The sequence below is a fragment of the Herbaspirillum sp. NPDC087042 genome (assembly GCF_044745245.1).
Classification (GTDB): Bacteria; Pseudomonadota; Gammaproteobacteria; order Burkholderiales; family Burkholderiaceae_D; genus Herbaspirillum.
On the sequence record NZ_JBIUZW010000024.1, the window covers coordinates 1 to 12,485 of the forward strand.

General features: G+C 64.3%; 12 protein-coding genes. 9 read left to right on the forward strand and 3 right to left on the reverse strand.

The genetic code is table 11. From position 1 onward, the window contains the following. The 6 genes from rpsD to ACIPHN_RS23925 all read left to right on the forward strand — a co-directional run. A partial coding sequence (rpsD, locus tag ACIPHN_RS23900; RefSeq protein WP_400441144.1) for a 30S ribosomal protein S4 occupies positions 1 to 506 on the forward strand: 506 nt, incomplete at its 5' end. Positions 507 to 612: 106 nt separating this feature from the next. After that, on the forward strand, positions 613 to 1,590 hold the full coding sequence (locus tag ACIPHN_RS23905; protein ID WP_198983325.1) for a DNA-directed RNA polymerase subunit alpha: 978 nt from the start codon (positions 613 to 615) through the stop codon (positions 1,588 to 1,590). 177 nt (positions 1,591 to 1,767) lie between these two features. Next, complete coding sequence (rplQ, locus tag ACIPHN_RS23910; RefSeq protein WP_139969374.1) at positions 1,768 to 2,163, forward strand: 50S ribosomal protein L17; 396 nt, start codon at positions 1,768 to 1,770, stop codon at positions 2,161 to 2,163. A 169-nt stretch (positions 2,164 to 2,332) separates the two neighbouring features. Next, the gene (cutA, locus tag ACIPHN_RS23915) at positions 2,333 to 2,680 is read left to right on the forward strand and encodes a divalent-cation tolerance protein CutA (RefSeq protein WP_400441148.1); all 348 of its coding nucleotides are present in this window, start codon (positions 2,333 to 2,335) and stop codon (positions 2,678 to 2,680) included. Positions 2,681 to 2,739: 59 nt separating this feature from the next. After that, positions 2,740 to 4,527, forward strand: a complete 1,788-nt coding sequence (gene dsbD, locus ACIPHN_RS23920; protein WP_400441151.1) for a protein-disulfide reductase DsbD — start codon at positions 2,740 to 2,742, stop codon at positions 4,525 to 4,527. Positions 4,528 to 4,645: 118 nt separating this feature from the next. Then, positions 4,646 to 5,284 carry a peroxiredoxin gene (locus ACIPHN_RS23925; RefSeq protein ID WP_400441154.1) on the forward strand — a complete coding sequence of 213 codons (639 nt, stop codon included), beginning with the start codon at positions 4,646 to 4,648 and terminating at the stop codon, positions 5,282 to 5,284. 69 nt (positions 5,285 to 5,353) lie between these two features. Here ACIPHN_RS23925 and ACIPHN_RS23930 read toward each other — a convergent pair whose 3' ends face one another. Continuing rightward, entirely contained in the window at positions 5,354 to 6,298 is a 945-nt protein-coding gene (locus ACIPHN_RS23930; protein ID WP_400441156.1) for a LysR substrate-binding domain-containing protein, read from the reverse strand. Between the two features lie 239 nt (positions 6,299 to 6,537). Between ACIPHN_RS23930 and ACIPHN_RS23935 the strand changes: the two genes are divergently transcribed. From ACIPHN_RS23935 to ACIPHN_RS23945, 3 genes are all read left to right on the forward strand, one after another. Further along, entirely contained in the window at positions 6,538 to 7,677 is a 1,140-nt protein-coding gene (locus ACIPHN_RS23935; RefSeq protein ID WP_400441158.1) for an iron-containing alcohol dehydrogenase, read from the forward strand. A gap of 146 nt (positions 7,678 to 7,823) precedes the next feature. Beyond that, on the forward strand, positions 7,824 to 9,413 hold the full coding sequence (locus ACIPHN_RS23940) for an aldehyde dehydrogenase (NADP(+)) (RefSeq protein WP_400441160.1): 1,590 nt from the start codon (positions 7,824 to 7,826) through the stop codon (positions 9,411 to 9,413). 122 nt (positions 9,414 to 9,535) lie between these two features. Beyond that, on the forward strand, positions 9,536 to 10,750 hold the full coding sequence (locus ACIPHN_RS23945) for an ABC transporter substrate-binding protein (protein WP_400441163.1): 1,215 nt from the start codon (positions 9,536 to 9,538) through the stop codon (positions 10,748 to 10,750). Positions 10,751 to 10,908: 158 nt separating this feature from the next. Here the strand turns inward: ACIPHN_RS23945 and ACIPHN_RS23950 are convergent, their stop codons facing one another. Further along, entirely contained in the window at positions 10,909 to 11,370 is a 462-nt protein-coding gene (locus ACIPHN_RS23950; protein ID WP_400441165.1) for a carboxymuconolactone decarboxylase family protein, read from the reverse strand. A 125-nt stretch (positions 11,371 to 11,495) separates the two neighbouring features. After that, a complete protein-coding gene (sigJ, locus tag ACIPHN_RS23955; protein ID WP_400441168.1) occupies positions 11,496 to 12,476 on the reverse strand; it encodes an RNA polymerase sigma factor SigJ in 981 nt (326 codons plus the stop codon). Between the last annotated feature and the right edge of the window lie 9 nt (positions 12,477 to 12,485).

Consider the following 12,485-nt stretch of genomic DNA (forward strand, 5'->3'; position numbering starts at 1 on the left):
AGCACGGCCGCACTTCGGGTGCACGCACCTCAGACTACGGCAACCAGCTGCGCGAAAAGCAGACGGTCAAGCGCATGTACGGCGTCCTCGAGCGCCAGTTCCGCCGCTACTTCGCTGAAGCCGACCGCCGCAAGGGCAACACCGGTGAAAACCTGCTGAAGCTGCTGGAATCGCGCCTGGACAACGTCGTCTACCGCATGGGCTTCGGCTCGACCCGCGCTGAAGCGCGTCAGCTGGTGTCCCACAAGGCCCTGACCGTGAACGGTCAAGTCGTGAACATCGCTTCCTACTCGGTCAAGGCTGGTGACGTGGTCGCCATCCGTGAAAAGGCCAAGAAGCAAGTGCGTATCGCCGAAGCGCTGTCGCTGGCCGAATCGAGCGGCTTCCCGTCGTGGGTTGCCGTGGATGCGAAGAAGCTGGAAGCTACCTTCAAGTCGGCTCCGGACCGTAGCGAAATCGCCAACGACGTCAACGAATCGCTGATCGTCGAACTGTATTCGCGTTAATCCGTCGTACAGCTTTACCCCTGTGCCCACCTCATGGTGGGCATTTTTCCGAACTGCCATCAGCCTTATCGGTGTAACGAGCCGAGGGTATTGAAAAGGACAATTCATGCAAAACAGTTTGTTGAAGCCCCGTATCATCGAAGTGGAAGCCCTGGCTCCCGGTCACGCCAAAGTCGTGATGGAGCCGTTCGAGCGCGGCTATGGTCACACCCTGGGCAACGCCCTGCGTCGCGTTCTGCTCTCGACGATGACCGGCTATGCGCCCACCGAAGTCACCATCGCTGGCGTCGTTCACGAGTACTCCTCGCTGGATGGCGTGCAGGAAGACGTCGTGGACATTCTGCTGAACCTGAAGGGTGTGGTCTTCAAGCTGCACAACCGTGACGAAGTCACCCTGACCCTGAAGAAGGAAGGCGAAGGCGCCGTCCTGGCTTCCGACATCGACCTGCCCCACGACGTGGAACTGATCAACCCGGATCACGTCATCGCCAACCTGACCGGTGGCGGCAAGCTGGACATGCAGATCAAGGTCGAAAAGGGCCGTGGCTACGTGCCGGGTAACGTGCGTCGTCTGTCCGAAGACACCAACAAGACCATCGGTCGCATCATCCTGGACGCTTCCTTCTCGCCGGTGCGTCGCGTTTCCTACGCCGTGGAATCGGCGCGTGTGGAACAGCGTACCGACCTGGACAAACTGGTCATGAACATCGAGACCAACGGCGTCATCACTCCGGAAGAAGCGATCCGTCAATCGGCCCGCGTGCTGGTCGATCAACTGAACGTGTTCGCTGCCCTGGAAGGCACCGAAGCGACTGCAGAAGCACCGTCGCGCGCACCGCAGGTCGATCCTATCCTGCTGCGTCCGGTCGACGACCTGGAGCTGACCGTGCGTTCGGCAAACTGCCTGAAGGCCGAGAACATCTACTACATCGGCGACCTGATCCAGCGCAGCGAAAACGAACTGCTGAAGACCCCGAACCTGGGTCGCAAGTCGCTCAACGAAATCAAGGAAGTCCTGGCTTCGCGTGGCCTGACCCTGGGCATGAAGCTGGAAAACTGGCCGCCTGCTGGCCTGGAGAAGTAATTCCTGTCGCCTGGCGGGCGTGGATGAAAATCCCGCCGGCCAGGCCGGCAAGACACCGTATCTGTAGTACCTGTAGCAACACTTTTATCCGACATTTACCGGTCCGCGGTCCGGACAGCCAAGCTGGCCTGCCGATAGAAGAACTGGATCAAAACTGTAACCTGAAAGGAAATTACCATGCGTCACCGTCACGGTCTCCGCAAACTGAATCGTACTTCGTCCCACCGTCTGGCCATGCTGCGCAACATGACTGTTTCGCTGCTGCGTCATGAAGCCATCAAGACCACCCTGCCGAAGGCCAAGGAACTGCGCCGCGTTGTCGAGCCCATCCTGACCCTGGGCAAGGTCGACACCCTGGCCAACAAGCGTCTGGCCTTCAACCGCCTGCGCGATCGCGAAATCGTCGGCAAGCTGTTCTCCGAACTGGGCCCGCGTTACGCTGCCCGTAACGGCGGCTACCTGCGCATCCTGAAGATGGGCTTCCGCCAAGGCGACAACGCCCCGATGGCCTTCGTCGAGCTGGTTGACCGTCCGGAAGTCACCGACGCTGCCGACGCACCGACCGCCGAGTAATCGAACGGTTGTGGGCAATATCAGAAAAGCCAGGCTTAGCCTGGCTTTTTTGTTTTCTGGCGCGACGCACGATGTGGACATGGTGGCCAGGCAGCATTGTCTTGCGATTGTCCGGCGGCGCGTTGGGCCAGGATGTGATTGAATACGGCATGCGCAAGGAGCCCGTCTGATGACCTCTTCACTGTTGAACCAGCCGCTGCTGGTGTTGACCAATGTACCGCAGCAGGCGCTGGCTGATGCCATGGCCAGGCAGCTCGTGGAACAAGGGCTGGCGGCTTGCGTCAATATCCTGCCGCCGGTCGCGTCCATCTATCGCTGGCAGGGCCAGGTGGAACAGGCCAGCGAGATCCCGCTGCTGATCAAGACCACGCAGGCGCGTTACCAGGAGCTGGAGCAGGCCATCCTGCAGGCCCATCCCTACGAGGTGCCGGAGATCGTCGCGCTGCCATTGGCAGCGGGCTTGCCAGCCTACCTCGCCTGGATGCAGCACGAGACCGCCAGGCCCTTGCAGGCATGACGGTGTTACCGCACGCATACCGGCCCACCGAGCAACCAGGAAGAACATCGTAGAACCGCATGAAGAAGAGCCTTGACCGTTTCCCCCGCCTGTTTGCGCTGCTGCTGCAGCTACTGACCCTGCTGCTGGTGTCCGGCGTGACGCCGGCGCGCGCAGCCGATGATTACCTGCCGCCCGAACAGGCCTTCCAGCTCAGCGCCCGCATGATCGATGCCGGCACGCTGGAATTGAGCTATCGCATCGCCGATGGCTACTATATGTACCGTGATCGCTTCCACTTCAGCGCCCAGGGCGCGACGCTGGGCGAGCCGCAATTCCCGGCCGGCAAGCGCAAGTACGACGATAACTTCCAGAAGGAAGTCGAGACCTACCACCAGGCGATGACGGCACGCCTGAGCGTCACCGGGGCCACCGGCACCTTCACGGTCAGTGCCGTCTCGCAGGGGTGCGCGGACAAGGGGCTATGTTATCCACCGATGACGCTGACCGTGACGATGTCACCGCAGGCCATCGGCCAGACGGTCGCAGCCGGTGACGGCAAGCAAGCCGTCCAGGGCGGCGCCGGCAGCGATGTCGATGGCATTGCCGCCGTGCTCAAGAGCGGCCGCCTGTGGAGCATCCTGTCGTTGTTCTTCGTGCTGGGCATCGGGCTGTCGTTCACGCCTTGCGTGCTGCCGATGCTGCCCATCCTCTCCTCCATCATCGTCGGCCAGCAGGCCGCTGCAGGTGGTGCCGGGGGCCGGGGCCGCAGCTTCCTGCTGTCGGTCGATTACGCGCTGGGCATGGCACTGGTCTATACCGCGTTGGGCGTGGCGGCCGGGATGCTGGGCGAGGGTCTGTCGGCCTATCTGCAGAATCCCTGGGTGCTGGGCGGCTTCGCGCTGCTGATGGCGGGACTGGCCTTGTCCATGTTCGATCTCTATACGCTGCAGGTACCGGCGGCGCTGCAGTCGCGCCTTTCCAGCGCTTCCGGTGGCGGTAGCGGCAAGTGGCTGGGCGTGTTCCTGATGGGCGCCATCTCGGCCCTGATCGTCGGTCCTTGCGTGGCCGCGCCGCTGGCGGGTGCCCTGCTCTACATCAGCCAGACCGGCAACGTCGTGCTGGGTGGCTCCGCCCTGTTCGCCATGGCCGCCGGCATGAGCGTACCGCTGTTGCTCATTGGCGCTTCTGCCGGAGCCTTGCTGCCGCGTGCCGGTGCCTGGATGGATGCGGTCAAGCGCTTCTTTGGCGTGTTGATGCTGGGCACGGCGCTGTGGATGGTGTCACCGGTGATCCCGGCCTGGCTGCAGGTGGCCGGCTGGGCCGTGCTGGGCATCGCTTACGGCGCCTATCTGCTGTGGGCGCGTCCGGCCGGCTGGGTGGCGCGTGCGCTGGGTCTGGCGGTGGTCACGCTGGGCCTGCTGCAGCTGGTCAGTGTGGTCACCGGCGGACGTGATCCGCTCACGCCGCTGTCCCATCTGCGTGGGCAGGCCAGCGCCGCGGCGGCCACAGACTTCGTGCGCGTGCGCTCCAGCGCCGAGCTCGATGCCGCCCTGAAGCAGAACGCCGCCGGCGAGCGCCGGCCGGTGATGCTGGACTTCTATGCCGACTGGTGCGTCTCCTGCAAGGAGATGGAACGCTTTACCTTCACCGATGCGCGCGTCAGGGAACGCTTCGGGCAGATGCTGTTGTTGCAGATCGATGTGACCGCCAACAACGCCGATGACCGCGCCATGCTCAAGCGCTTCGATCTCTTCGGCCCGCCAGGCATCATGTTCTTCGATGCCGACGGGCAAGAGCTGCCGCAGCGCCGCGTCATCGGCTATCAGGATGCCGACCATTTCATGACCACGCTGCAGAGCCTGTGATTGGCCTCGCCACATTGCGCTGCGTTATTTGAAAAACACTTTATAGTCGTTGGCCTGGGGCTGGCCTCGCGTTATAGTCAGCCTTTCCGTTTTCCCCCCTTCAACCAAGGAGACCACCATGACGTTGCGCCTGGGCGATACCGCACCGGATTTCGAACAAGAATCCTCCATCGGCAAGATCAAATTCCACGACTGGGCAGGTGACTCCTGGGTCGTGCTGTTCTCGCACCCGGCCGACTTCACACCGGTCTGCACCACCGAGCTGGGCCTGACCGCCAAGCTCAAGCCCGAGTTCGACAAGCGCAACGTCAAGGCCATCGCCCTGTCGGTGGATGGCGCCGAAGCCCACAACCAGTGGATCAAGGACATCGAGGAAACCCAGCAGACCGTGGTCGGTTTCCCCATCGTGGCCGACGTCGACAAGAAGGTCGCCGGCCTCTACGACATGATCCACCCGAACCAGTCCGAGACGGCCACGGTGCGTTCGCTGTTCATCATCGACCCGAAGAAGAAGGTGCGCCTCATCATCACCTACCCGATGAGCACCGGTCGCAACTTCGATGAAGTCCTGCGCGTGCTGGACGCCCTGCAGCTGACCGATGGCTACACCGTGGCCACCCCGGGCAACTGGAAGGATGGCGACGACGTCATCATCCCGCTGTCGGTCAAGGACGAGGAAGTCATCAAGCAGAAGTATCCCAAGGGCTACAAGTCGCCGCGCCCCTACCTGCGCATCACGCCGCAGCCGAACAAGTAAGTGGCTGGCAGCACTTGCTGATCCGAAAAGCGCTCCTCCGGGGGCGCTTTTTCTTTGTCTGCCTCCGGCTCAGAGCTGGGGCGCCACGCTCTTCGCAAAGCCGTCGATGAACAAGCGCGCCACCGGCGAGAGCTGGGTGCCATGGCGCGTGACCAGCTGGTAGGGTTCGCTGCGGGTATGCAGTTGCAGCGGCAGGATGCAGGTCATGCCGAAGCGCGTGCAGAACTGCGCCACATCCACCGACAGCAGTGCCACGAAGTGCGGATTCTTTTGCAGCAGCGACAGCGTGGTGAAGGCCGAGGTGGTTTCCATCAACTGCAGCGGGAAGCGCAGGTCGGCATCGTGGAATTCGCGCTCCAGCGTCAGGCGCATGGGCATGTTGGCTGAATAGACCACCCAGCGCGAATCGGCCAGGTCGGCCAGCTGCAGCGTCTGCGCCTGCGCCAGCGGATGCTGGACGCTGGCCACCACGGCGAGCTGCTCGTCGTGGATGCTGAAAGCATCGTAGAGGTCCGGACGCTGGCTGATGCTGGTACGGCAGATGGCCAGGTCCAGCCGGCCCTGATCGAGCAGGCGCAACAGGCGCGCGCTGGTGTCCTCGACGATGTCTACCGACAGCGAGGGATGGTCTTCCAGCAGGCGCGTGAGTGCGTCGGTGAGCAGGGGGACAGCCCCCATGATGGTCCCCACCGCCAGCCGGCCGCCATGGCCTTGCATGATGGCCAGCATTTCTTCGCGCAGATGGGTCAGGTCGGTCTGGATCAGGCGTGCATAGCGGATCACGCAATGCCCCAGCTCGGTGGCCTCCAGGCCACGGTTGGTGCGGGTGAACAGCTGCGCACCCAGGGTGCTTTCGATTTCCTGCAGGGCCTTGCTGGCGCCGGGCTGGGTCAGGGCGACCTGCTCGGCCGCCTTGAGTAGCGAGCCGTGGTCCGACAGGGCAATCAGGAGCCGCAACTGCCGCAGGTGCAGGCGCGAGGTGATGGAGGCAAGAGACGGCAGCGTGGTGTTCATGGGCTCGATCCTGGAAAGGTCTCTAGTATGAGCGTTGGTTATACCCATATCAACAGCTCTCATTAGCCAAGGGCCTTGCGATGCCTTAGAGTCTGGCTTTCAAAAGCAGGACACCAGAGGCAAGAGCGCGCCTCGGCGGGATCCGGGCAGGGTCCCGTCGACAGCCGCCACTCTGGCGACATCTATAAACCCAGGCTATGTAATGGCCGCAATGGCCCCAATGGCCGGCTAAGCAGCTTATGGCACTCATCAACTACATCACCCAGGTCCAGTTCGACTACGGCGCATTGGCGCTCTTGCAGCAGGAATGCGACCGCATCGGCATCACGAAGCCGCTGGTGGTCACCGACATGGGCATCCGCAATGCCGGCCTGCTGGACAAGGTGCTGGCGCAACTGAAAGACGGCGCGACCGCGGTCGTGTACGACCAGACCCCGCCCAACCCCAACGAAGGCGCGGTGCGCGCTGCCGCTGCGCTGTTCCGCGAGCACGGCTGCGACGGTATCGTGGCCGTGGGTGGCGGTTCTTCCATCGACCTGGCCAAGGGAGTGGCCGTCTGCGGCACCCACGAGGGTCCGCTGAAGTCCTTCGCACTGATCGAGGGCGGCCTCACCAACATTACCGCGAAGACCGCGCCGGTGATCGCCATCCCGACCACCGCCGGAACCGGCAGCGAAGTCGGCCGTGGTGCCATCCTGATCCTGGACGATGGCCGCAAGGTCGGTGTGCTCTCGCCCTACCTGGTCCCCCGCCTGGCCATCTGCGACCCCGAGCTGACCCTGGGCCTGCCGCCGCTGATGACCGCCGCCACCGGCATGGACGCCATCGCCCACTGCCTGGAAACCTTCATGGCGCCCTCCTTCAACCCACCCGCCGACGGCATTGCGCTCGACGGCCTGTGGCGCGCCTGGGGCCATATCGAACGCGCTACCCGCGAGCCCGGTGACCGCGACGCCCGCCTGAACATGATGAGCGCCTCCATGCAGGGCGCGATGGCTTTCCAGAAGGGCCTGGGCTGTGTGCACAGCCTCTCGCACTCGCTGGGCGGCATCAATCCCAGGCTGCATCACGGCACCCTGAACGCCATCTTCCTGCCGGCCATCATCGCCTTCAACGAAAGCGCCGAGACCATGGTCAAGGACAACAAGATGGCCCGCATGGCCCACGCCATGGGCCTGGGTAGCGGCGCCGAGATCGGTCCGGCCATCAAGGCGATGAGTGCGCGCCTGGGCTTGCCGGCGGGCCTGGCTGAGCTGGGTGTGAGCGAGGCGATGTTCCCGCAGATCATCAAGGGCGCATTGGCCGACCACAGCCACAAGACCAATCCGCGCGTGGCCTCGGAACAGGACTACCGGGACATGCTGCAGCAATCGATGTGATGTCCGACAATGACAGCGCAGGGCGCATGCAGCACAGTGCTGCGTGGTCCTGAAGCAATCACCAGCGGCCGTTCCCGCCATTGCGGGCGCGGCCTTTGCGCCTGACCCGTCGCGGGCGGCGCCAACGAAACCAGCAGGAGCATAACGTGAGCTTCACCATCCTTGGACACAACTACATCGGCGGCCAGCGCAGCGGTCAGGGCGACGTCGCCCTGCATAGCGTGGACGCCACCTCCGGCGCCCTGTTCGAGACGCCTTTCCTGACCGCCACCGACAAGGAAGTGGCGGCTGCCGTGCATGCGGCCGAGCAAGCCTATCCGCGTTTCCGCACCACCACCTCGGAAGAACGCGCGCGCTTCCTGGACGCCATCGCCGACGAGATCGACGCCCTCGGCGATGACTTCCTCGCCGCCGTGGCCCGTGAAACCGCTCTGCCGGCCACCCCGCGCCTGGCTGGCGAACGCGCCCGTACCAGCGGCCAGATGCGCCTGTTCGCCAAGGTCCTGCGCCGTGGCGATTTCTACGGCGCCCGTATCGACACCGCGCTGCCGCAACGCCAGCCGCTGCCGCGCCCGGATATCCGTCAGTACAAGATCGGCGTGGGCCCGGTGGCCGTCTTCGGCGCCAGCAACTTCCCGCTGGCCTTCTCGGTGGCCGGTGGCGATACTGCCGCCGCGCTGGCCGCAGGCTGCCCGGTGGTGTTCAAGGCCCATAGCGGTCACCTGGTGACCTCCGAACTGGTGGCCGACGCCATCGAGCGCGCCGTCAAGAAGACCGGCATGCCGGCTGGCACCTTCAACATGATCTACGGCGACCGCGTGGGCGCCCAGCTGGTCAAGAGCGCCGGCATCCAGGCAGTCGGCTTCACCGGTTCGCTGCGCGGTGGCCGTGCCCTGTGCGACATGGCGGCAGCCCGTCCGCAACCGATCCCGGTGTTTGCCGAGATGTCCAGCATCAACCCCATCATCCTCATGCCGGAAGCCCTGAAGCTGCGTGGCGATGCCATCGCCAAGGACCTGGCCGGCTCGGTCACCGTCGGCGTGGGCCAGCTGTGCACCAGCCCGGGTCTGCTGCTGGGCGTGCGCTCGCCGGAACTGACGGCCTTCATCGAGAAGCTGTCGGCGGCCTTCGGCGGTACCAACCCGGCCACCATGCTCAACAGCGGTGGCCTGACCCACTACAACGGCGGCGTCGCACGTCTGAGCCAGTTGCCCGGCGTGCAGGTGATCGCCACCGGCGGCAGCAGCTACACCCAGGCCGTGCCGCACCTGTTCAAGGCCGACGCGGCCCAGCTGTTCTCCAAGGAAGCCCCGCTGGAAGAAGAAGTCTTCGGTCCGGCCACCGTCATCGTCGAACTGGAAAGCCGCGAGCAGCTGCTGGACTTCGCCGCCAACATGCACGGCCAGCTGACCGCCACCCTGCAGGCCGAAATCGGCGATCTGCAAGGCAACCAGGACCTGATCGCGCTGCTGGAACAGAAGGCCGGTCGCCTGCTGTTGAACGGTTATCCCACCGGCGTGGAAGTGTGCGATGCGATGGTGCATGGCGGCCCGTATCCGGCCACTTCGGATGCCCGTGGCACCTCGGTCGGTACGCTGGCCATCGAGCGCTTCCTGCGCCCGGTGTGCTACCAGAACTACCCGGACGCGATGCTGCCGGTGGCGCTGCAGAACGCCAATCCGCTGGGCCTGATGCGCCTGGTCGATGGCGAACAGACCCGCGCCATCATCGCCTGAGCCTGAGCTGTAGACCTTCGGACCGGTGCCTGGCGCCGGTCCTGCACTGCCTTCCCCGCACTCGATTGCGGGGTCGTAACAAGACGATCCAACGACAATAAAGACACCCCGAGGAGGAGACCTTGAGACCATTCATCCGGCGCGCCGCGCTGTCGGCCGCCGTCTGCGCGCTGTGGGGCGCGGCCACCCTTCCCGCTGCACACGCTGCCGGCGACACCATCAAGATCGGTTTCATCACCGACATGTCCGGCACCTATGCCGACTTCGACGGCCAGGGCGGCGTCGAGGCGATCCGCATGGCCATTGCCGATGCCGGTGGCACCATCAATGGCAAGAAGGTGGAGCTGGTCTTCGCCGACCACCAGAACAAGGCCGACATCGCCGCCAACAAGGCCCGCGAATGGTTCGACCGCGATGGCGTGGACATGCTGGTCGGTGGCGTGAACTCGGCCGCCAGCCTGGCCATGGGCAAGGTCGCCGGCGAGAAGAAGAAGGTCTTCATCTCGGTCGGCGCCGGCACTACCCGCCAGACCAACGAAGAGTGCAACGCCTACACCATCCAGTACGCCTACGACACCACGGCCCTGGCACGCGGCACGGGTGCGGCCATCACGCGCCAGGGCGGCAAGTCCTGGTACTTCCTGACGGCCGACTATGCCTTCGGCACCTCGCTGGAGAAGGACACCAGCGACGTCGTCAAGAGCGCCGGCGGCACCGTCGTGGGCACCACCCGGGTGCCGCTGTCGACCTCGGATTTCTCGTCCTTCCTGCTGCAGGCGCAATCCTCCAAGGCCCAGATCCTCGGCCTGGCCGTGGCCGGTGGCGACGTCATCAATGCCATCAAGGCAGCCAACGAATTCGGCGTGAACAAGACGATGAAGCTGGCGGGCCTGCTGATCTTCATCAACGATACCCACTCGCTGGGTCTGCAGCTGACCCAGGGCATGTATCTCACCGATGGCTGGTACTGGGATCTCAACGAGCAGTCGCGTACCTGGGCCAATCGCTACTTCCTGAAGATGAAGAAGATGCCTTCGATGTTCCAGGCCGGCGATGCCTCGGCGGTGGGGCAGTATCTGAAGGCGGTGAAGGCGGTCGGCAGCACCGATGCCGATCAGGTCATGGCCTACCTGCGCAAGAACCGCATCAACGACTTCTTTACCGCCAATGGCGTGGTGCGTCCTGACGGTCGCATGGTGCACGACATGTACCTGATGGAAGTGAAGAAGCCCGCCGAATCCAAGCGTCCCTGGGACTACTACAAGCTGGTGCAGACCATCCCCGGCGAGCAAGCCTATATGACCAAGGCCGAATCCAAGTGCGCATTGTGGAAGTGAGCGGCTAGAAACAGGACAAGCCGGACGGCACCAGGAGGGGCCGCCGGACCGTTTTTTGAGCAGCAAGTCTGATGTGGATCGGACCATGTTCAACGCATCCCGGGTGACCGGGGTGCGTTTTTTTTGTTTCCGCGGCGCCACCGGCGGTGGCGAGCGGATCAGGCGCGGCGTGCTACCTGCGGGCGCATGGCCACGCCCAGGCGGTTCCAGGCATTGATGATGGCGACCGCAAACGTCAGGTTGGCAATTTCGGCCTCGCTGAAATGCTGCTGCAGCAGGGCGAAGGCGGCGTCGTCCTTGTCGCCATCGGGTTGGTGCAGGTGGGTGAAGCGTTCGGCCCAGTTCAGCGCCGCGCGCTCCTGTTCGGTGAAGAAGGGGATCTCGCGCCAGGCCGCCAGGGTATTGAGGCGTTGCTGGTCTTCGCCATTCTTGAGCAGGTCGTGCGAATGCATGTCGGCGCAATAGGCGCAGCCATTGAGTTGCGAGACCCGCAGGAACACCAGCTCCAGCAGCTTGGGATCGACACCGCTCTGGTGGACGGCTTCGCTGGCCTTGAGCAGGGCATTGAAGGCGGGAGCGGCAAGTTTGGTATGGGACAGGCGTTGCTTGAAGTCGGACATGAGGATTCTCCATGGAAAGGTGAGGGTGACAGCGACACGCATGGCCGCTGTTCCTACACTAGACGCAGGGGGATGTCCGCTTGTGACAGATTTCTTGAAAAGAATGGAGCAGAGCCTGAAAAAACTCAGGCGCCATCCCCCATCGACTGCGCGATGGCCTTGAGCTTGTCGGGGTTGCGCACGACGTAGATCTCGCGGATGCGCCCATCCTCGGTCTCCAGTACCTGGGCCGATTCCAGCATGTCATCGATGTAGCGCAGCAGTCCCGGGCTGCCATTGATCCAGGCCGCGCGATAGCGGATGCGTTCGCCGAAACGGCGGCGGTTGGCATAGTACAGCCAGGAGATGCGCTCGCCGCCGGCCAGCGGATGCGGGAAGGACGACACCTTGCCACCGCCGTCGCCGATCAGGCGGGCATCTTCGGCCAACAGGCCCACCATGGCCTCGCGCTGGCCACTCTGGACGGCCTGCATGAATTTCTCCAGCAGCAGGGCATGGGTCTCACGTGTGACCGTACTGGAGGCTGCGCGCAGAGGCTTGCGCGGTGCTGCACTGGCGGGGGTGGCCGGGGTGGCGGCATCGTGGCTGGCCAGCCGTTCGCGGGCGCGATGCACCAGCTGGCGGCAACCGGCTTCGGATTTCTGCAGGATGGCCGCGATGTCGGGATAGTCGTTGTCGAAGACTTCGCGCAGCAGGAAGGCGGCGCGCTCTTCGGGCTTGAGGCGTTCCAGCAGCAACAGGTAGGCGAAGGAGACATCGCTGTGCTGCTCCAGCAATGCCTCGGGCGATGGCGCCAGGCGGGCCTGGCCGAACAGGTCGATCTCGGGGCTGCTGTCGGAGAGATCCACCAGCGGCTCCGGCAGCCAGTGGCCGACGTAGTGCTGGCGCTCCTGCTGCAGCTGGCGCAGGCGGTCAATGCACAGGCGGGTGACCACCGTCACCAGCCAGGCTTCGGCCGAGGCCAGCGCCTGCTGGTCCTGGGCATGCCAGCGCAGCCAGGCGTCCTGCAGCACATCCTCGGCATCGCTGCGCGTGCCGAGCATGCGATAGGCCACACCGAAGAGCCGCGCGCGGTGGCGGGCAAAGAGATCGCTGTCGGCGGCCATCGGTGCAGG